The organism is Allobosea sp. CCNWLY174 (assembly GCF_037120455.1).
Classification (GTDB): Bacteria; Pseudomonadota; Alphaproteobacteria; order Rhizobiales; family Beijerinckiaceae; genus Allobosea; species Allobosea lupini.
The window spans coordinates 328458-347429 of record NZ_JBBBBQ010000004.1 but is presented as its reverse complement, the minus strand read 5'-3'; the positions used below and the strand labels follow the sequence as shown (position 1 = coordinate 347429).

18 protein-coding genes are annotated in these 18972 nt (G+C 67.4%); 9 read left to right on the top strand and 9 right to left on the bottom strand.

Going from position 1 to position 18972, the window contains the following annotated elements; all coding sequences use genetic code 11:
• Position 1 precedes the first annotated feature (1 nt).
• Positions 2-1426 carry a DUF1800 domain-containing protein gene (locus V7S63_RS15235; RefSeq protein WP_336530826.1) on the bottom strand — a complete coding sequence of 475 codons (1425 nt, stop codon included), beginning with the start codon at positions 1424-1426 and terminating at the stop codon, positions 2-4.
• Between the two features lie 179 nt (positions 1427-1605).
• On the bottom strand, positions 1606-2394 hold the full coding sequence (locus V7S63_RS15230; protein ID WP_336530825.1) for a DUF4394 domain-containing protein: 789 nt from the start codon (positions 2392-2394) through the stop codon (positions 1606-1608).
• Positions 2395-2596: 202 nt separating this feature from the next.
• Between V7S63_RS15230 and V7S63_RS15225 the strand changes: the two genes are divergently transcribed.
• The 3 genes from V7S63_RS15225 (at position 2597) to V7S63_RS15215 (ending at position 4732) form a co-directional block, all read left to right on the top strand.
• Complete coding sequence (locus V7S63_RS15225; RefSeq protein WP_091831558.1) at positions 2597-3160, top strand: sigma-70 family RNA polymerase sigma factor; 564 nt, start codon at positions 2597-2599, stop codon at positions 3158-3160.
• Positions 3157-3903: an anti-sigma factor gene (locus V7S63_RS15220; protein WP_336530824.1), complete on the top strand. Its 747-nt coding sequence runs from the start codon at positions 3157-3159 to the stop codon at positions 3901-3903. The genes V7S63_RS15225 and V7S63_RS15220 overlap by 4 nt, the downstream gene beginning before the upstream one ends.
• A gap of 79 nt (positions 3904-3982) precedes the next feature.
• Entirely contained in the window at positions 3983-4732 is a 750-nt protein-coding gene (locus V7S63_RS15215) for an SDR family oxidoreductase (protein ID WP_336530823.1), read from the top strand.
• Positions 4733-4744: 12 nt separating this feature from the next.
• On the opposite strand, the gene V7S63_RS15210 is transcribed toward V7S63_RS15215, so the two are convergent.
• On the bottom strand, positions 4745-5929 hold the full coding sequence (locus tag V7S63_RS15210; RefSeq protein ID WP_336530822.1) for a MalY/PatB family protein: 1185 nt from the start codon (positions 5927-5929) through the stop codon (positions 4745-4747).
• A gap of 201 nt (positions 5930-6130) precedes the next feature.
• On the opposite strand from V7S63_RS15210, the gene V7S63_RS15205 reads away from it, so the two are divergent.
• A complete protein-coding gene (locus V7S63_RS15205) occupies positions 6131-6550 on the top strand; it encodes a hypothetical protein (RefSeq protein ID WP_336530821.1) in 420 nt (139 codons plus the stop codon).
• Here V7S63_RS15205 and V7S63_RS15200 read toward each other — a convergent pair.
• The 4 genes from V7S63_RS15200 to V7S63_RS15185 form a co-directional block, all read right to left on the bottom strand.
• The gene (locus V7S63_RS15200) at positions 6534-7625 is read right to left on the bottom strand and encodes an ATP-dependent DNA helicase (RefSeq protein ID WP_336530820.1); all 1092 of its coding nucleotides are present in this window, start codon (positions 7623-7625) and stop codon (positions 6534-6536) included. The two genes, V7S63_RS15205 and V7S63_RS15200, sit on opposite strands and share 17 nt — an antisense overlap.
• A gap of 67 nt (positions 7626-7692) precedes the next feature.
• Complete coding sequence (locus V7S63_RS15195; RefSeq protein WP_336530955.1) at positions 7693-9369, bottom strand: methyl-accepting chemotaxis protein; 1677 nt, start codon at positions 9367-9369, stop codon at positions 7693-7695.
• Positions 9370-9510: 141 nt separating this feature from the next.
• Positions 9511-9894, bottom strand: coding sequence for a GNAT family N-acetyltransferase (locus V7S63_RS15190; RefSeq protein WP_336530819.1), 384 nt, complete (start codon positions 9892-9894; stop codon positions 9511-9513).
• 18 nt (positions 9895-9912) lie between these two features.
• Positions 9913-10095, bottom strand: coding sequence for a hypothetical protein (locus tag V7S63_RS15185; protein ID WP_336530818.1), 183 nt, complete (start codon positions 10093-10095; stop codon positions 9913-9915).
• A gap of 93 nt (positions 10096-10188) precedes the next feature.
• On the opposite strand from V7S63_RS15185, the gene V7S63_RS15180 reads away from it, so the two are divergent.
• The gene (locus V7S63_RS15180) at positions 10189-10806 is read left to right on the top strand and encodes a LysE family translocator (protein WP_336530817.1); all 618 of its coding nucleotides are present in this window, start codon (positions 10189-10191) and stop codon (positions 10804-10806) included.
• Positions 10807-10810: 4 nt separating this feature from the next.
• Here the strand turns inward: V7S63_RS15180 and V7S63_RS15175 are convergent, their stop codons facing one another.
• Positions 10811-11506 carry an SDR family oxidoreductase gene (locus tag V7S63_RS15175; protein WP_336530816.1) on the bottom strand — a complete coding sequence of 232 codons (696 nt, stop codon included), beginning with the start codon at positions 11504-11506 and terminating at the stop codon, positions 10811-10813.
• A gap of 34 nt (positions 11507-11540) precedes the next feature.
• Positions 11541-15140, bottom strand: coding sequence for a hydantoinase B/oxoprolinase family protein (locus tag V7S63_RS15170; RefSeq protein ID WP_336530815.1), 3600 nt, complete (start codon positions 15138-15140; stop codon positions 11541-11543).
• A 234-nt stretch (positions 15141-15374) separates the two neighbouring features.
• Between V7S63_RS15170 and V7S63_RS15165 the strand changes: the two genes are divergently transcribed.
• From V7S63_RS15165 to V7S63_RS15150, 4 genes are all read left to right on the top strand, one after another.
• Positions 15375-15923 carry a TRAP transporter small permease gene (locus V7S63_RS15165; RefSeq protein ID WP_100965377.1) on the top strand — a complete coding sequence of 183 codons (549 nt, stop codon included), beginning with the start codon at positions 15375-15377 and terminating at the stop codon, positions 15921-15923.
• Positions 15923-17227, top strand: a complete 1305-nt coding sequence (locus V7S63_RS15160) for a TRAP transporter large permease (protein WP_100965376.1) — start codon at positions 15923-15925, stop codon at positions 17225-17227. Before V7S63_RS15165 ends, V7S63_RS15160 begins: the two co-directional genes overlap by 1 nt.
• Positions 17228-17261: 34 nt before the next feature.
• On the top strand, positions 17262-18248 hold the full coding sequence (locus tag V7S63_RS15155) for a TRAP transporter substrate-binding protein (protein ID WP_336530814.1): 987 nt from the start codon (positions 17262-17264) through the stop codon (positions 18246-18248).
• A gap of 190 nt (positions 18249-18438) precedes the next feature.
• Positions 18439-18957: a winged helix DNA-binding protein gene (locus V7S63_RS15150; protein WP_091831584.1), complete on the top strand. Its 519-nt coding sequence runs from the start codon at positions 18439-18441 to the stop codon at positions 18955-18957.
• The last annotated feature ends 15 nt before the right edge of the window (positions 18958-18972 follow it).

The window sequence follows — 18972 nt, the reverse complement described above, 5'->3', positions numbered from 1 at the left end:
CTCACCTCCGCTGGAATTCGGGCGACATCAGCAGCAGGGCGAGCGCCTGCGGCTTACTCTCGGCACGCGCCACCGCCTGCCGGGTCTGCGACGACGCGAGCGGGCCGAGCACCTCCTCGACCAGCGCGCGCGGATCGGCGACCGAACCGGCTGCCTGGCGACCGAGCTGGGCGGCAACGTCGATGCGGGTCTTGATCCCCTCGGGCGTTGCCCAGGCGGCGTTCGTGTCGGGATAGCCGTCCGGGCCGGAGGGCTGCCAGAGCGGCTGTCCCATCACGCCGAGCGGCCCGGCGACCTGGCCATAATCCGGCTTGCGGCCGAGCGCCCGGAACGCGGCGACCAGGAATTCCTGCGGCGTGCGCAGCTTGGTCGCCGGCGCTACGCCCGCGAGCTCCGAGGTCACCAGCGCCCGGGAGAGCGCGGCGAGGTCGCCGCCCGTGTCGCGGAAGACACGCGCGAGCTCGGCCACCAGCGCCTGCGGCGGGTCGTCGGCGACGAAATGGCGGGCGAGCTTGCGGGCGATGAAGCTCGCCGTGCTCGGATGGCGGGCGAGATCGGCGAGCGCCGCCATGCCCTTCTCCTTGCCCTCCTGCCGGTAGACCTTGCCGAGCAGCCTCTGGCCGCCAGGATCGTGCAGGCCGGGATTGAAGGCGAAGGAGCCGGGGAAGCCCAACCGCGCATCGCGCCCGACCACCGTCCAGCCGGTGATGATCCGCGCCAGCGAGGTGACGTCGGCCTGCGTATAGCCGCCGGAGACGCCGAGCGTGTGCAACTCCATGATCTCGCGGGCGAGGTTCTCGTTGAGGCCGCGGCCGCGGCGCTTGCCGGCGCGCGAATCCGGACCGATCGAAAGCTGGTTGTCGAGGAAGTTGAGCATCGCCGGATGGCTCTCAACGGCGATCAGCAGGTCCTCGAAACGGCCGAAGATATTGGGGCGGATCGCCTCGCGCTCGAAGGCGCCGGCCATGGCACGAACGAAATTGCCCTTGGCGACCGAGACGCAGAAATGGTTCGACCAGAACTGCACCATCCGCTCGGCGAAGCCGGCCTCGGCCTCCAGCGCGCCCTGGACGCGGCTGACGACCTCCTCGCGATAGACCGCCTGCGGAAAAGGCGGGGCCGGCTGCGCCGGTGCCGCGATCGAGCCCTGCGGCTGGCCAGGCATGGGCGATGCAGCCGCGACCTGAACGCCCTGCCCCATCGCCGGCTGCCCGCCGCCCTGCTGGACGGCGACGCGCTTTGCCTCGCGGGCGGCGCGCTCCTCGTCCTCGAAAGCGTAGAGCGCCCGGCCGATCGGCGCCGCACCGGAGAAGCCGACGCGCGGCTGCGGCGCCCCGTCGCTGCTAATCTCTGCAAGCAGGCGCTCGCGAACGTCTGCAACCGTTCCGCCCTGCCCCGGCTTCGGGCCGAGGCCGAAGCGTTGCAAAACCTGCGTCCTCAAGCGTGGGTCTGACCAATCCGCCATGCCCTCGCCTCCGCCATCTGCGTCGCCATCCGCAAACTCCACTGCAACTATGGCGAAAGCCCGGCCGTCTCCGCGATGGAAAAAGGCCACCGCTCCCGGGGGGAACGGCGGCCCTTTGGAAATCAGGTGATGCGTTCAGCTCACATCGCCGGCAGCGCGGCGACGTCGCGCACCGCTGCGCTGATCCCCGCGATCTTGCCGACCATGGCAGCCTTGCCGGTGGCGAGGTCGACCTTGTAGAGGCCGCCATCGGCGACGAGCCAACCGGTGTTGCTGCCGTCTGCGGCCGTCTCGATGTCGAAAGCGATCGCCTTCGGGGTCACGCCGAGCTTGCCGATCGCGCCAAGAACGCCGTCATTCGGCGGCGCCTGCTTCAGGAGCCCGCCAATCTTGCCGTCGATGTCGTAGAGCGCCGTCTCCTTGGTGCCCTTGACCGAATTGCTGTAGGCGCCGGCGACGACCATCGGCGTCTCGCCCTTGTGCATGTCGGTCTCGGCGAATTTCAGCTTGCCGTCGACCGTGGTCTTGCCATCGTCGACGTTGACGCGAAGGTTGGTGCCATCGGCGCCGATGACACGCAGGCGATCGGCGGCCGGGTTGAAGTCGACCGTCGCCAAGGTGCTGGCGGACAGGACCGTGTCCATCTTCGACTTCATCGTGGCCTTGCCGGCCTTGTCGACCGTGTAGATCGTGCCGTCGGCGGCGAGCGCATAGAGCATGCCGTCGGCGGGACGGACATCGATGCCGGCGATCTTGCCGTTGATGCCGCTGACCTTCATCGACTTGCCAGCCTTCTGGGTGGCGGTATCGACCATGGTCAGCGTGTCGTCGCCGGTCAGAACGGCGAGCGTGCCGGCCTGGGCTGCAGTCGCCGCGAAAGCCGCGCTGAGAATGGTGGAAGCGAGAAGCAGGTTGCGAGCCTTGGTCATGTGACGTCCTCCGGTTCGTGTCGCGATCTCTGAAGGGCTGGCCGACGCCTCCTGCGGCGCGGCACCCATGGCGGATAGCGGCGGACTCCCGGACCGGATGCGAAAGAAAAAATAAAGGCCTCCGGCAGCATCCAAGGCCGCAGGTATCGCGTATCAATGGGCTCGCCGCATCCGAGAGGACGGCGGGAGAGCGGGGAGATGGATGGCGACCGACGCTACGCAGCCGCGACAGACCGGCGAGATCGAAGCCGCGCTGCTCGCCTGCGCCGCTGGCGATAAAACTGCACTCCGCCGCATCTACGAGGCCGAGTCGCCGCGTATGCTCGGTGTAGCGCAGCGTTTGCTGAAGCGCCGGGCGCTGGCGGAGGAAGCGGTGCAGGACGCATTCGTACTGATCTTCAGGCATGCCGGCCGCTTCGATCCCGAGCGCGGCGCCGGCCTGACCTGGATCTACGCGATCCTGCGCAACCGCTCCCTCTCGATCCTGCGCGATGAGAAGCGTACGGAGACAAGCGATACCCCGATCGCCGAGGAGACGGCGAGCGAAGAGGACGATCCCGAGACCGTGATGGCGAAACTGTCCGACGCCAGCGCGCTGCGGGCCTGCCTGGAGACGCTCTCGCCGCAGCGCCGCGGCCTCGTGCTGCTCGCCTTCGTCCAGGGCCTCACCCATGGCGAGATCGCCGGGCGGCTCAAGCTGCCGCTCGGCACGGTGAAATCCTGGATCCGCCGTTCGCTGCTCTCGCTGAAGGAGTGCCTCGGATGAGCCCCGCCGCCGATGCAACCTCCCCCGAAGCCATCGCGCTCGCGGGTGAATATGTCCTCGGCCTGCTCGAAGGCCGTGAGCGCGAGGCCGCCGAGCACCGTCTCGAGCAGGACATTTCCTTCGCGACGGCGGTCGAACGCTGGCGCCGCCATTTCGCCGCGCTCGACGCCACGGCCACACCGATCACACCATCGGCCCATCTCTGGTCCCGCATCGAGGCCGGGATCGCCGGGCTGATCCAGCCGACCGCCTCGGCGGGGATCGCGCGTCCGGCCTTGGCAACCTCCAGCCGCTTCGCAAACTGGTGGAACAGCTTGTTCGTCTGGCGCGGCGCAGCCTTCGCCGGTGCATTGGCGAGCGTGCTGCTGGCTGTCGGCCTCTTCGGCGCGCTCGATCGCGCCAAGCGCCAGCCGCTGATGGTCGCAGTGCTGCTGACCGAGGGCAACGCCGCCGCCGCCGTGGTCAACACTTTCGCCGATGGGCGCGTCGAGATGCTGCCTTTGCAGAGCATCGACGTGCCGGCCGGCAAGGCGCTCGAGATCTGGACGCTGTGGGATCGTGCCGTCGGGCCACGCTCGGTCGGCCTGATCGACCGCGCGCGCTCGACGCCCCTGCGACTCGACAACCTGCCGCTCGGCAACGGCCAGCTCTTCGAGATCACGCTGGAGCCGGCGTCGGGCTCGCCGACCGGGCGCCCGACCGGCCCGATCATCGCCAAGGGCACGACCTCGCAGCGCTTGTGATGGACGGGGCCGGTGCTGACGCGACAGGACGCGGCCGTGCGGCAAGCTCGGCGGCCTGCAAGGCTGACGGCGAGAGGCGATGACTGATCTGAACGGACGAACGGCCCTGATTACCGGCGCCGGCAAGGGCCTCGGCCTCGCGATCGCCAAGGGGCTCGCCGCGCGTGGCGCCGATGTGGTGATCCATGGCCGCAGCCAGGCAGCGCTCGACAGCGCGGCGGCTGAATTGGCGGCGGAAGGCTTGGCGGTCTCGACCTTCGCTGCTGATCTCGCCGACGAGAATGCGACCGCGCAGGCGCTCGGTGCGCTGCTCGCCCGTCATCCCCGCATCGACATCCTCGTCAACAATGCCGGCTTGCGCGATCGCCGGCCGCTCGATGCGCTCGACCGCGCCGCCTTCCGGGCGCTGCTGGAGGTCAATCTCGTCGCGCCGTTCGACCTGGTGCGGCGGCTTGCGCGGCACATTCCTGATGGCGGGCGGATCGTCAACATCACCTCGATCGCCGGCTCGATCGCGCGCGCCGGCGACCCCGGCTATATCGCGACCAAGGGCGGGCTGGAGGCGCTCACGCGCGCGCTTGCGGCCGAGCTCGGCCCGCGCGGCATCACGGTCAATGCCGTCGCGCCCGGCTTCTTCGCGACAGAGGCCAATGCCGGCCTCGTCGCCGATCCCGGCATCGCCGGGATGCTGGCGCGGCGGACCTCGATCGGGCGCTGGGGCGTTCCCGACGAGCTGGTCGGCGCCGTCGCCTTCCTATGCTCGCCGGAAGCGGCCTATGTCACCGGCGTGACGCTACCGGTCGACGGCGGCTATCTCGCGCATTTCTGAACGAAGCTACCTTCACTGCAGGTCGGCGAAGGCCTGCTTCAGGCGCTCGGCCGCCTCGACCACGACGGCGCGCTGGGTCGCGAGGTTGAAGCGCAGGAAGCTGTCGCCGCCGGCGCCGAAACTGCTGCCGTGGTTGACCGCGATCTTCGCCTGCTTTTCGACGCGGGCGATGAAGTCCTTCGGCTCCATGCCGGTGCCGGAGAAGTCGACCCAGGCGAGATAGGTCGCCTCCAGCGGCATCGAGCGCAGGCCGGGGATGGCGTTGATCGCCGCGTCGAAGACCCGGCGATTGCCGTCGAGATAGGTGGCGAGCGCATCGACCCAAGCGGCACCCTCCTTGCTGTAGGCGGCGGTCGACATCTCCATGCCGAAGGAGTTCGGAGAGATGCCGAGCGCGTTCATGCGGGCGCGGAACGGGGCACGCAGCTTTTCATCGGGGATGATGACGTTGCCGACATGGGCGCCGGCGATGTTGAAGGTCTTGGTCGTCGCCGTCATCATCACCAGGCGATCGACGATCTCCGGTGCCGCAAGAGGCATGACCATGTGCTTGTGGCCGGGCATGACCAGGTCGTGGTGGATCTCGTCCGAAACCAGGACGAGGTCGTGGCGGACGCAGAAATCGGCGATCTGGCGGAGCTCGTCACGGCTCCAGACCCGCCCGCCCGGATTATGCGGCGAGCACAGGACCAGCATCGTCTCCTTGCCGGTCATCTGCGCATCCCAGGCTGGGATGTCGAGGACATAGCGGCCGTCCTGCTGCGCCAGCCGGCATTCGACGACGTGGCGGCCGGCCGCCTTAATGACGCGGGCGAAAGCGTGGTAGACCGGCGTCATCAGCACGACGCCGTCGCCCGGCCTGGTATAGGCGTCGACGCAGAGCGCCGTTCCGTTCACCAGCCCATGCGTGGTGAAGATCGCCTCCGGTTCGACGCTCCAGCCATGGCGCTCCTGCATCCACCAGCGGATCGCGTCGCTGTTCGTCTTCTCGTGGCCAAAATAGCCGTAGATGCCATGGGCGGCCATCGCTTCGACCGCGGCCTGGACGCAGGCCGGCGGGCGGAAATCCATGTCGGCGACCCACATGGCGATGCCGTCGGAGACCGGCACGCCGTAGATGGCTTCCATCTTGTCCCATTTGGCGCAGTTGCTGCCGCGGCGGTCGATGCGCAAATCAAAGGTCGAAGCTGCGATCATCATAGGTTCCGATGCATTGCCGGGCCAGCACGAAACCATCGCATACCAAGAAAAATCTTCTCCGCCAGCAGCGTTTCACGCAATTCCCATCTACCGTGACGGTCTGGCGCGGGCTCGCCGCAGAACCTCGAGGGCTGCTATAGGCGGTTCATGCCCCTGCCCGCGCCCCTGATCGAGACTCTCGATTCCGTCGCAAGAATCATGGAAACGGCACGCGATCCCTGGTGGATCATCGCCAGCACCGCAGCGGCCCTGCATGGGGCCAGGCCGATCACCGTTGCCGACGTCGATGTCCTGCTCAGCGTCGAGGATATCGGCCGTATTTTGCCGCTGATCGGGATCGAACCCTATCCGGCGCCGCCGAGCCCGCTGTTCAGGTCCAAAGTCCTGGCCAAATGGGCAACGCAGCCCGTGCCGGTCGATCTCATGGCCGGCTTCGAGCATCGCGTCGGCCATGCCTGGCATCCGGTGCAGCCAGTGACGCGTCAGGCCGTCACTCTCGGCTCGGCGACCGTCTACATCCCCGAGCGGGATGAGCTCAGGCGCATCATCGCAGGGTTCGGGCGCCCGAAGGATCTGGAGCGCGCCCGCCTGCTCGCAGAGCTTACATCACCACCGTGATCGTCTCGGCCGCGCGGGTCAGACCGGTGTAGAGCCAGCGGGCCCGGTGCTCGCGGAAGGCGAAGGCCTCGTCGAACATGACGATGTTGTCCCACTGCGAGCCCTGCGCCTTGTGGACGGTCAGCGCATAGCCGAAGGTGAACTCGTCGGTGTGGCGGCGCAGTTCCCAGGGCACCTCGTCCTCGGTGCCGTCGAAGAAATTCGGCATGACCGAGACCTTGACCGGCTTGCCGCCAGTGTCGTCCTCCGGCGTCACCCGCATGGTAACGAGGCCCTTCTTCGAGGTCTTGAGCTCCTGCACGATCCAGGCGCCGCCATTGAGCAGGCCCTTGCTCTTGTCGTTGCGCAGGCAGACCAGCTTCTCGCCGACTGCCGGGACATTGGCGGTATGGCCCATGAGCTGGCGCATGCGGGCATTGTAGAGCCGGCGCGTCTTGTTGAGGCCGACCAGCACCTGATCGGCCGAGAGCACCAGCTCCGGCGTGATCTCGGCGCGCCTTATGATCCGACTCGCGCCATAGTCGCCGGTTTCGAGCCGCCCGCCCTCGCGCACGATCATCGACATGCGCACGATCGGATTGTCGGCCGCCTGGCGGTGGACCTCGGTCAGCATCACGTTGGGCTGACCTTCCGTGAAGAAGCCGCCGCCCTTGACCGGCGGAAGCTGGGCGGGGTCGCCGAGCACCAGCACCGGCGTGCCGAAGGAGAGCAGGTCACGCCCGAGCTCCTCGTCGACCATCGAGCATTCGTCGATGATGATCAGCTTGGCCTTGGCAGCCGTGCTCTCGCGATTGAGCACGAAGGTCGGGCTCTCCTCGTCGACCCCGCGCGAGCGGTAGATCAGCGAATGGATGGTCTGCGCGCCCTCGCAGCCCTTGTTGCGCAGCACGAGCGCCGCCTTGCCGGTGAAGGCGGCGAAGACGACGGTGCCGTCGACGCCCTCGGCGATATGCCGGGCGAGCGTGGTCTTGCCGGTGCCGGCATAGCCGAACAGGCGGAAGAGCTGTGGCGAGCCGACCTTCAGCCAATCGGCCACGGCGGCGAGCGCCGCGTCCTGCTGCGGCGACCAGCTCATGGGAGGTTGCAGATGCTTTTGGGCATGGCGCACAAGGCCGCGAGTCGGGCGGCCAAGGCAAGCCGGTTCAGGCGGCGCGCAGGCGCCGGGCGAATTCGTCGGCCTCGGCCTGCAGCGCCGAGATGCGTTCGTCGAGCTGGCGGGCGCCGCTCGCGCCCTGCTCGGCATGCGCCGTGGTCTGGACACCGGCGCCGGCGATCGTCGTCACCGCGGCCGCCGCCTGTCCGGTGACCACCGAGATGCGCGCGATGGTCTCACCAAGCCCCTGCAGCAGGCCGGTATGCGAGGCGACCATGGTCGAGATCTCGGTGCTCGCCTGCTCGACGGCGCCGGCGCGGCTCGCGATACCGGTGATCGCCTGCGCAGCCTGCGACAGCGCCGTGTCGACGGTCGCGATCCGCATCGAGATCTGCGCCGTCGCGTCGGCGGTCTGGGTCGCCAGGGCCTTGACCTCGCTGGCGACGATGGCGAAGCCGCGGCCATGCGTGCCGGCGCGAGCCGCCTCGATCGTGGCGTTGAGCGCGAGCAGGTTGGTCTGGCGCGCGATCGCCTCGATCAGCTGGACGACATCGCGGATCTTGCCGGCGTTCTCGGTCAAGCGGCCGACCAGGCCGACCGTGCCGGAGGCGTCGCGGGTCGCGAGGCTCGCTGTCTCGGAGACGCGCCTGACTTCGCGATTGATTTGCTCGACGACCGCTTCCAGCCGCACCGCCGCATCGGCGATGCGTATCGCCTCGTCACCGGCTCCGGCGACGGCCTGCGCCGCGGCATTGCCGCTGTGCGAGATCTGGCCTGCACGGAGGGCGGAGGCGTCCAGCGCAGCGCGCAGGCCCTCGCTCAGCCGGCCGATATCGGCGAGCAGACGGCCGATGCGCGCCTCGAACTCCTGGGCGATTCTGTGCAGTTCCTCCGTCCGATGCTGCCGATGCTGCTGTGCGAGATCGGCCTCGGCATCGCGGGTGACGAGAGTGGCGCGGACCTCGCTCAGCGTGCGCACGGTGCGGGCAAGCTGGCCGATCTCGTCGCGCCGCTTGCCGTAGGGCACCTCGACTGCACGATCCGAGGAGGTGACCTTCGCAATGGTCTCCATCAGCACGCGCAGGGGCCGCGTCAGATAGGTCCGCAGCAGCAGGATCGCGAGCAGACCACCCGCCAGCGGAAGACCGGCTGCGATCAGGATCACGCGCAGCCTGACTTCCTGCGCCAGAGCGCGGGCGCGGCTAGCGGCGAGGCCGGCCTGGCGATCGAGATCGTCGCGGAGCCGCGCCGTCGCCGCGATGATCTGGCGGACGTTCTCGCGCGCCTCGGCGGCTGAGGCCTCGATCAGCGCCGCCTTGGGCGAGACACGCCGGCCGATATCGACGATGTCGCGCTGGAAGGCGATGAAGGTCCTGATGCGAGGATCGAGCACGGCATTGACCTGGCGCTGGCCGGCAGGCAGCGACGACAGCAGATTGGCGCGTGCGGCATCGACAAGCTCGACCGCTTCATCGAGTTGGTCGAGCGCGGTTGCGACCGCCCCCGGCTCCGTCGCATCGTCGAAACGGCTGAGGAGCGAAGCTTGCGCGACCCGGCTCGACAGCAACGCCGCCTTGTTGGCGAGCTGCTGTCCGGAGAAGGCCTCGCGGTCGATCTCGTGGACGGAATCGAGCCCGCTGACCGCGCTCGCCAAACCGAGCGCAGCGGCGACCCCGAAGATCGCGAACAGGACAGTGATCTTGGCTGTAAGCCCGAACGGCCGCATCGTCTTCACCGCTTCGTCAGCGAGCAGAGCTTTCGCAAATGCGAGACAAACAGATCCTTAACGGAGCCAGCTAAGTATCTAAAAAATATAAAATATTTGGCTTGACACCGACCCTTCGACACCGTTGCGAAGGCGCTTCCGCTACAGCACGCAGCGCATCAGCGGTCGACCCGGCTTCTGCCTGGCGACCTCGACGAACCCGGCGCGCTGGAACACGCTCTCCGGACCGACATAGAGCCCGTCGGCGCTGCGCCTGGCCTCGTTGTCCATCGGCGCGGCCTCGACCAAACATGCGCCGCTCGCCCGCGCGAAATCGAGCCCGCCAGCCAGCAGCACCGCCGTGACGCCCTTGCCGCGAAAGCCCTTGCGGACGAAGAAGCAGGAGGCCGCCCAGTTGCGCTCATCCTGTGCCGGCGCATCCGGCAGCGGCGTCGAGGCCCGGCGCGGATTATTCCATTCGGGCACATGCGCCCGCGGCCCGATCTGCAGCCAGCCGATGGCGACATTGCCGGCGAAGGCTAGCACGCCCGGCGGCGGCCCCTTCTACACCCGCTCCTCGAAGAGCTGGCGCGCTCCCTCGCCAAGCAACGGCTTGCGCAATTTCGGCGGCATGCGGAAATGATTGCACCAGCAGCCATAGCAGGGCCCTTGCGGGCCGAAGAGATCCTCGAGCGCCGGCCAAAGCTCCGGCGTCAGCGGGACGACTCGGAAATCCGTCTCTGTCAAGCGCCCCTCCCTCTCTCGACAGGCCGGCCCAAACAGGAGAGGAATGATGCGCCGCCTGCGAGGCGACCGCCAAGCCCGCCGGGAGGCTACTCCATGTCACTCGAACTCTTCGCCGCCTATCTCGTCGCCTGCTTCGTCATCGTGATCGTTCCCGGCCCGACGGTGACGCTGATCATCGCCAACAGCCTGCGCCATGGTAGCCGCGCCGGGCTTCTCAACATGGCAGGAACGCAGGCCGGGCTCTTGATCATGATCGCGATCGTCGGCATCGGGCTGAGCTCGGTGATCGCGGCGATGGGCCACTGGTTCGACTGGGTCAGACTCGCCGGCGCAGCCTATCTGATCTGGCTGGGCTGGAAGATGTATCGCAGCGCCGGCGCAGTGGCCGACGACGCCATCGAGGCGCGCCCGCCGCGCGGCGGCTTCTTCCTGCAGGGACTGCTGGTGGCGCTGAGCAATCCGAAGACGCTGGTCTTCTTCGGCGCCTTCTTCCCACAGTTCCTCGACCCGGCCCGCGACTATGCCACCCAGATCGCAATCATGGGCGCGACCGCCATGCTCTTCGCCGCGGTCAGCGACAGCGCCTATGCGATCCTCTCCGGCCGGGCCGGCCGCTTCCTGTCGCAGCGGCGCGTCCGGCTGATGTCGAAGGTCAGCGGTGGCTTCCTGATCGGCGGCGGCCTCTGGCTCGCCTCGACCCGCGGCAGCTGAACCCCTACCAGGGGATTTCGTCGCCCTTCCAGTTCCGGAAGCTCTTGGTCTCGCGCATGCCAGAGGCGTCGATCGTGGCGATCAACCCGGCGGCGCTCTCGGCCGGCGGGATGTCGGCGCCGCCTCCGCCCATGTCGGTGCGGACCCAGCCGGGATGGAAGAGCAGCACCGCGACCTCGCCGCCGCGCACCGCATTGCCGAAACCGACCATCACCATGTTCACCGCCGCCTTCGAGGAGCGATAGGCGATCGCGCCGGAGGGATTGCTGCCGATCGAGCCCATGCGGCTGCTTATCGTGACGATCTTGCGGCCGGTGCCCGCCTCGACATTGGGCAGGAAGGCCTGCGCCACGCGCAAGGGCGCGTAGACATTGACCTCGAAGACCTCGCGCCAGGCGTTGAAATCCATGTCGAGCGCCGACTGCCGGTCGCGCGGGCCGTAGACGCCGGCATTGTTGACCAGCACGTCGATCGGGCGGCCATCGAGCGCCTGCTTGGCTGCGGCGACGCTCCTGTCGGAGGTAACGTCGAGCTCCAGCGGCGTCAGCGTCCCGGCCTGCCCGCCGGCGACCTCCGCCAAAGCCCCGCCCCAGGGATCGCGCGCCGCGGCGACGACGTGGTCGCCCCGTCGCAGCAATTCCATCGTCAAGGCCAGGCCGATGCCGCGATTGGCACCGGTGATCATCCAGGTCTGGGGCATGGTCGGTCTCCGTCTTAGAGAGCAGACCTAAGCGTCAGGTCTTCGGCTTTCCATAGCCGCCGGCCGTCGGCGTGATCACGGTGACAGCCTCGCCGGCCTGCAGCAGCGTCTGGTCCGATGGCTTCAGCTCTTCGATCTCACCCGAAAGCCGCCGGACCAGCGTCCTGCCGAGCTCGCCGGGCTCGCCGCCCTTCATACCGAAAGGCCTGACCTTGCGATGCGAGGCGAGGATGGCGCAGTCCATCGTCTTGAGGAACCGGATGGTGCGGCTGGTGCCGTCGCCGGCATTCCATTCGCCCTTGCCGCCCGAGCCGGCGCGGATGTGAAAGTCCTCCAGCACGACCGGGAAGCGCGTCTCCAGGATCTCCGGATCGGTCAGGCGCGAATTGGTCATGTGGACGTGGACGCCCGAGGTGCCGTTGAAGCCCGGCCCGGCCGGCGAGCCCGAGCAGATCGTCTCGTAGTACTGGTACTGGTCGTTGCCGAAGGTCAGGTTGTTCATCGTGCCCTGCGAGGACGACATCGCCCCCAGCGCGCCGAACAGCGTGTTGGTCACGGCTTGGCTGACCTCGACATTCCCGGCGACGACGGCGGCCGGATAACGCGGCGCCAGCATCGAGCCCTCCGGCACGATCACCTTGATCGGCCGCAGGCAGCCGGCATTCATCGGGATCGCATCGTCGACCATGACGCGGAAGACATAGAGCACGGCGGCGCGGGTGACGGGCGCCGGCGCGTTGAAATTGTCCTCGCGCTGCGGCGAAGTGCCGGTGAAGTCGACGGTCGCCTCGCGCTTCTCGCGATCGATGGTGATCTTCACCTTGATCGCGCAGCCCTGGTCCATCGGATAGGTGAACTCGGAGTCATGCAGGCGGGTCAAAAGGCGCGCGACGCTCTCGGCGGCGTTGTCCTGGACGTGGCCCATATAGGCCTGGACGACGTCGAGGCCGAAGGAGCGGATCATCTTGCGCAGTTCCGCCACGCCCTTCTCGTTGGCGGCGATCTGCGCCTTCAGATCGTTGACGTTCTGGACGACATTGCGGACCGGATAGCGCGCACCGGTCAGGAGCTTGACCAGCTCCTCCTCGCAGAAGCGGCCCTGATCGACGATCTTGAAATTGTCGATATAGACGCCCTCTTCCTCGATATTGGTGGCCAGCGGCGACATCGAGCCCGGCGCAGTGCCACCGACATCGGCGTGGTGGCCGCGGCTAGCGACCCAGAACAGAATCTGCTGGTCCTCGTTGTCGAAGACTGGGGTACAGACCGTGATGTCGGGCAGGTGCGTGCCGCCGTTGTAGGGTGCGTTCAGGCAGTAGACGTCGCCCGGGCGGATCACCGGATTGTTCGAGATCACCGTCTCGACCGAGCGGTCCATCGAGCCGAGATGCACCGGCATGTGCGGCGCGTTGGCGACGAGCGCGCCGGTCTGGTCGAAGACGGCGCAGGAGAAGTCGAGCCGCTCCTTGATGTTCACGGAATAGGCGGTGTTCTGCAGCGTCACGCCCATCTGCTCGGCGATCGACATGAACAGGTTGTTGAAGATCTCGAGCATGACCGGGTCGGCCTTAGTGCCGATCGCAGCGTTCTGAACCAGCGCCTTGCTGCGGGTCAGGACGAGATGGTCCTTGGCGGTCAGCTTTGCAGTCCAGCCATCCTCGACCACGACGGTCTGGTTCGGCTCGATCACGATCGCCGGGCCGGCAATGCCCTGGCCGCGCGCCATCGCCTCGCGCCGGACGATCGCCGCCTCGTGCCACTGCCCCTTGGAGAAGAAGCGGGTGCGCTCGGCGACCTCCGGATCGCCAGCGCTCTCGGCTGCCGCAGCCTCCTCGAAACGGGCGCCGCCGCCGACGGCCTCGACCTCGACGGCCTCGACGACCAGCGCCTTGGTCTCGTCCATGAAGCCGAAGCGGGCCTTGTGCGCGGCCTGGAAGGCGTCCTGCATTTCGGCGCGGCTGCCGAAGGGTGTCGCGATCGCGGTGTCGGTGCCGGCGTAGCGGATATGGGCGCGGACATGGATGGCAATGTCGCCATCCGGCACGCCCTGCCCGGCAACTTCGCCCTTCGCCTCGGCGCCCAGCCTGTCGGCGAGCACGCCGATCGCGGCCTTGGCCTCGGCATCCAGGGGCACGTCGAGCGCCGCAGTGCGGGTTGCGCGGATCTCGGCCAGTCCCATGCCATAGGCCGAGAGCAGGCCGGAGAACGGGTGCAGCAGCACCGTCTTGATGCCGAGCGCATCGGCGACGAGGCAGGCATGCTGGCCGCCGGCGCCGCCGAAGGAATTCAGCGCATAGCGGGTGATGTCGTAGCCGCGCTGGACCGAGATCTTCTTGATCGCCTCGGCCATGTTGGCGACGGCGATCTGGACGAAGCCGTCGGCGACCTCCTCGGGCGAGCGACCATCGCCAACTTCAGCGGCGAGAGCGGCGAATTTCTCGCGCACCGTCGCGACATCGAGCGGCTGGTCCTGGCCGGGGCCGAAGATCGGCGGGAAATAGGACGGGATCAGCTTACCGACCATCACGTTGGCGTCGGTCACGGCGAGCGGGCCGCCGCGGCGATAGGCGGCCGGGCCCGGATTGGCACCGGCGGAATCTGGGCCGACGCGAAAGCGCGAGCCGTCATAATGCAGAATGGACCCGCCACCTGCAGCGACGGTATGGATCAGCATCATCGGGGCGCGCATGCGCACGCCGGCGACCTCGGTCTCGAAGGCGCGCTCGTATTCGCCGTCGAAATGGGCGACGTCGGTCGAGGTTCCGCCCATGTCGAAGCCGATGACCTTGTCGAAGCCGGCCGAGCGGCCGGTCTCGGCGAGGCCGACGACGCCGCCGGCAGGGCCGGAGAGGATCGCGTCCTTGCCCTGGAACAGGTCGGCGGCGGTGAGGCCGCCCGAGGACATCATGAACATCAGCCGCGCGCCGGTGCGGGCGATGTCGAGCTCCTCGGAGACCTGCGCGACATAGCGGGCGAGGATCGGCGAGAGATAGGCGTCGACCACGGCGGTGTCGCCGCGCCCGACCAGCTTGATCAGGGGCGAGACCTCATGGCTGACCGAGACCTGTGGGAAGCCGATCTCGCGGGCGACCCTGGCGGCGCGCTCTTCATGCGCGGGGTAGCGGTAGCCGTGCATGAAGGCGATCGCGACGGCGCGGAATCCGGCATCGAACTCAGCCTGCAAGGCGGCGCGGATCGCGGCCTCGTCTGCGGCCTTCTCGACCGTACCATCGGCGAGGACGCGCTCCTCGATCTCGACCACTGCGTCGTAGAGCTGCTCCGGCTTGATGATCTCCTTGGCGAAGATGTCGGGCCGGGCCTGGTAGCCGATGCGCAGTGCGTCGCGGAAACCCTTGGTGGTGACGAGCAAGGTCCGGTCGCCCTTGCGCTCCAGCAGCGCATTGGTCGCGACCGTCGTGCCCATGCGGACCTCGCCGACCGTGCCGGCAGGGATCGGCTCGCCTTGCTTCAGGCCGAGATGATCGCGGATGCCCTGGACGGCGGCGTCGCGATAGGCACCGGGATTCTCGGAGAGCAGCTTGCGGGCATGCAATTTGCCTGTGGGATCACGGCCGATCACGTCGGTGAAGGTGCCGCCACGGTCGATCCAGAAGTCCCAACGGCCGTTCGTCATCTGATCCCCCGATTATTGGCCAACAAGGCTCTTTGACGTTTCATCGATAAATCGTCGATGAAACGTTGACAAGCTCATTTCGCCGATTAGGATCGACGATCAGCGATCGGGACATGGCTGAGGGGCCGGGCCGATCTTAGGGGAGGCTTTCATGACGGGACCAGTCCTGGCAACCGCCGCTTTGCGCATGGCCGAGCGGCCCGGCGCGGCGACGCATCGTCGCGAGGCGCGCGCATGATCCGCCGCTTCCTCGACGCACTCTATCTGGTCTCCGGCTGGCTCTCCGGCGTCAGCCTGGTCGCGATCTTCGTGCTGATGATGTTCATGTCGATCGGCCGCGAGATCAGCTTAAACATTCCCTCCGGTGACGATTTCGCCTCCTGGGCACTGGTGGGAATGGCCTTTTTCGGCCTCGCCCACACCTTCAAGCGTGGAGAGATGATCCGCGTCGGCCTGTTGATCGAACGACTCAGCGGCCGCCGCCGGCAGGTCGCCGAACTGGTGTCGCTCACCGTTGCATCGGCCTTCATAGGCTATTTCACCTGGCAGACCGGGCGTCTCGCGCATGATTCCTGGCGCTTCGACGACATGTCGACCGGCGTCGTGTCCGTGCCGCTATGGATTCCGCAGCTCGCCATGGTGATCGGGCTCGGCATCCTCCTGATCGCGCTGCTCGACGAATTCGTCATCGTCGCCCGCGGCGGACGTCCGACCTATCAGCCCGAACCGCCGAAATCCGTCGAGGAACTGGTCGAGCGCGTCGCGCAGGGTGGAGGCGTCTGATGTCCCTGCCCGAACTCTCGCTCGTCCTGCTGCTCTTCCTCGTCGGTATCCTGGCGAGCGGCGTCTGGATCGCCGTCGGCCTCGGCCTTGTCGGCCTCTTGGCGATGAACCTCGTCACCAATGTCCCGATCGGCCAAGTGCTGGCGACGACGGTGTGGAGCGCCACGGCGTCCTGGACCCTCGCGGCCCTTCCGCTCTTCATCTGGATGGGCGAGATCCTGTTCAGGACGAGGCTGTCCGAGCAGATGTTCCAAGGTCTCTCGCCCTGGCTGCAATGGCTGCCCGGCCGGCTGATCCATACCAACATCGTCGGCTGCGGCATCTTCGCGGCGGTCTCCGGCTCGTCGGCCGCGACGGTCGCCACCATCGGCAAGATCGCCCTGCCCGAGCTGGCGAAGCGCGGCTATGACGAGCGCCTGAGCCTCGGCACGCTCGCCGGGTCCGGCACGCTCGGCCTCCTGATCCCGCCATCGATCCCGATGGTCGTCTACGCAGTCACCGCCAACGTCTCGGTGCTGCAGGTCTTCCTCGGCGGCTTCCTGCCCGGCCTGCTCGTGATGGCGCTCTACATGGGCTACGTCATCATCTGGTCCTGGCTGAACCCGGGCAAGACCCCCCCGCGCGACCCGTCCCTTCCGTTCCGCGAGAAGCTCCGGCAATCGGCCAAGCTCGCCCCCTGCCTGCTGTTGATCGCCGCCGTCTTCCTGTCGCTGATCCTCGGCTTCGCGACCGCGACCGAATGCGCTGCCTTCGGCGTCACCGGCGCGCTCTTCCTCGCCTGGTGGAGCGGTACGCTGACCTGGGCGGCGCTGCTCGAAAGCATCATGAGCGCGACCCGCCTCACCTGCATGATCATGCTGATCCTTGCGGGCGCGGCCTTCTGCACGGCGGCGATGGGCTTCACCGGCATCCCGGCGGCGCTGGCCGAATGGGTCAAGGGCCAGCAGCTTTCGCCCCACATGCTCGTGCTGGCGCTGACCGTGATGTACATCATCCTGGGGTGCCTGATCGACGGCATCTCGATGATCGTGCTGACGGCGGTTATCGTGCTGCCGATGGTCAAGGAGGCCGGGTTCGACCTCGTCTGGTTCGGCGTCTACCTCGTCATCCATGTCGAGATGGCGCAGATCACCCCGCCGGTCGGCTTCAACCTGTTCGTGCTGCAGAACATGAGCGGCAAGGACACCTGGACGGTTGCGAAAGCGGCTTTCCCGTTCTTCATTCTGCTCAACGTCGCGGTGGTGATCATCACGACCTTCCCGCAGATCGTGCTCTACTTGCCCAAGCTCGCATTCCCCGATTGAGTTCAAGACCAAGCAAAAGAGAGAGGGACAACGCATGTTCAACCGCAGAACCGCCATCGCCGCCTTCGCACTCGGCTGCAGCGCCTTCGCGCTAGCCGCCCCCGCCTCGGCCCAGACCAAGTGGAACCTGCCGGCGGCCTACCCTGCCGACAACCCGCACTCGGAAAACCTCGTCCTCTTCGCCAAGGACGTCGAGACCGCGACGTCAGGCAAGCTGCAGATCACCGTCCACCCCGGCGCGGCACTGTTCAAGGCGCCGGAGATCAAGCGCGCCGTCGCCAGCGGCCAGGCCCAGATGGGCGAGGTGCTGATCTCGCTGCACGAGAACGAGGACCCGGTCTTCGGCATCGACGTCGTGCCGTTCCTGGCGACCTCGTTCGCCGACTCGCTGAAGCTCTATAAGGCCTCGAAGGCGGCGGTCGAGAAGAAGCTCGACAGCCAGGGGATCAAGCTGCTGTTCATGGTCCCGTGGGCGCCGCAGGGCGTCTATACCAAGAAGGAGCTCAACACGATCGAGGACATGAAGGGCCTGAAGTGGCGCGCCTATAATGTCGGCACCGCCCGCCTCGGCGAATTGCTCGGCATGCAGTCGGTGACGATCCAGGCGGCCGAGCTGCCGCAGGCGCTGGCGACCGGTGTGGTCAACTCCTTCATGTCGTCGGGGGGCACCGGCTACGACTCCAAAGCCTGGGAGACGCTGACGCATTTCTACGACGTCCAGGCCTGGATCCCGAAGGACGCGACCTTCGTCAACAAGGCCGCCTTCGACGCGCTCGACAAGCCGACGCAGGAGGCGATCCTGAAGGCCGCAGCCACCGCCGAAGCGCGCGGCTGGAAGATGTGGGAAGAGAAGACCAACTGGTATCTCGACCAGCTCAAGGCCAAGGGCATGAAGGTGCAGGCCCCGTCGCCGGCGCTCAAGGACGGCTTCAAGAAGGCCGGCGAGACGCTGACCGCCGACTGGCTGAAGAAGGCCGGCGCCGACGGCCAGGCGATCGTCGACGCCTATAAGAAGATGTGAGGCGTGATGCTTTCCTTCTCCCCTCGGGGGAGAAGGTGGCAGCGCGAAGCGCTGACGGATGAGGGAAGGATAGGCTCGACCTGTCCGACTCTCACCCAGTCGTACTGCCCTCATCCCCCTGCCGGGACCTTCTCCCCCGAGGGGAGAAGGGAGCCCCCCGCGCACCGCGCCTCTTTCGGCTAGAGACAGCATGCTCCCTTCCGACGACCTCGGCCCGATCGTCTCTTCCGGCCATCTCGCCTCTGGCGCGATGCCGGCGCTGTCGGAGTTCGAGTTCGCGCTGACGATGACGGTGCACGCCTTCCAGCGCTGGATGCTGCGCTGCATGACCGCCGCCGGTATTCCCGAGCTGACGCCGATGGACGTGCTCGTCCTGCACAACGTCAACCATCGCGGCAAGGCCAAGCGCCTCGCCGACATCTGCCTCGTCCTCAACATCGAGGACACGCATCTGGTGAACTATTCGCTGAAGAAGCTCGAGCGCCTGAAGCTTCTGAAGAGCGGCCGCAAGGGCAAGGAAAAGACCGTCGCGATCACCCCCGCGGGCGAGGACGCCTGCAAGCGCTACGCCCAGATCCGCGAGCAATTGCTGGTGAAATCTGTGCTGGCGACCGGCGTCGATCCGGCCCGACTGTCCGAGATCGCCGCCGCGATGCGCTCGCTGTCGGGCCAGTACGACCAGGCGGCGCGGGCGGCGGCCAGCCTCTAGGCCAAAGGCCTCACC

Bases quoted from the DNA above. Each gene is read 5' to 3' on its own strand.
- V7S63_RS15230 (WP_336530825.1), bottom strand. From the start codon at position 2,394: ATGACCAAGGCTCGCAACCTGCTTCTCGCTTCCACCATTCTCAGCGCG.
- V7S63_RS15225 (WP_091831558.1), top strand. From the start codon at position 2,597: ATGGCGACCGACGCTACGCAGCCGCGACAGACCGGCGAGATCGAAGCC.
- V7S63_RS15220 (WP_336530824.1), top strand. From the start codon at position 3,157: ATGAGCCCCGCCGCCGATGCAACCTCCCCCGAAGCCATCGCGCTCGCG.
- V7S63_RS15215 (WP_336530823.1), top strand. From the start codon at position 3,983: ATGACTGATCTGAACGGACGAACGGCCCTGATTACCGGCGCCGGCAAG.
- V7S63_RS15210 (WP_336530822.1), bottom strand. From the start codon at position 5,929: ATGATCGCAGCTTCGACCTTTGATTTGCGCATCGACCGCCGCGGCAGC.
- V7S63_RS15205 (WP_336530821.1), top strand. From the start codon at position 6,131: ATGGAAACGGCACGCGATCCCTGGTGGATCATCGCCAGCACCGCAGCG.
- V7S63_RS15200 (WP_336530820.1), bottom strand. From the start codon at position 7,625: ATGAGCTGGTCGCCGCAGCAGGACGCGGCGCTCGCCGCCGTGGCCGAT.
- V7S63_RS15195 (WP_336530955.1), bottom strand. From the start codon at position 9,369: ATGCGGCCGTTCGGGCTTACAGCCAAGATCACTGTCCTGTTCGCGATC.
- V7S63_RS15180 (WP_336530817.1), top strand. From the start codon at position 10,189: ATGTCACTCGAACTCTTCGCCGCCTATCTCGTCGCCTGCTTCGTCATC.
- V7S63_RS15175 (WP_336530816.1), bottom strand. From the start codon at position 11,506: ATGCCCCAGACCTGGATGATCACCGGTGCCAATCGCGGCATCGGCCTG.
- V7S63_RS15170 (WP_336530815.1), bottom strand. From the start codon at position 15,140: ATGACGAACGGCCGTTGGGACTTCTGGATCGACCGTGGCGGCACCTTC.
- V7S63_RS15165 (WP_100965377.1), top strand. From the start codon at position 15,375: ATGATCCGCCGCTTCCTCGACGCACTCTATCTGGTCTCCGGCTGGCTC.
- V7S63_RS15160 (WP_100965376.1), top strand. From the start codon at position 15,923: ATGTCCCTGCCCGAACTCTCGCTCGTCCTGCTGCTCTTCCTCGTCGGT.
- V7S63_RS15155 (WP_336530814.1), top strand. From the start codon at position 17,262: ATGTTCAACCGCAGAACCGCCATCGCCGCCTTCGCACTCGGCTGCAGC.
- V7S63_RS15150 (WP_091831584.1), top strand. From the start codon at position 18,439: ATGCTCCCTTCCGACGACCTCGGCCCGATCGTCTCTTCCGGCCATCTC.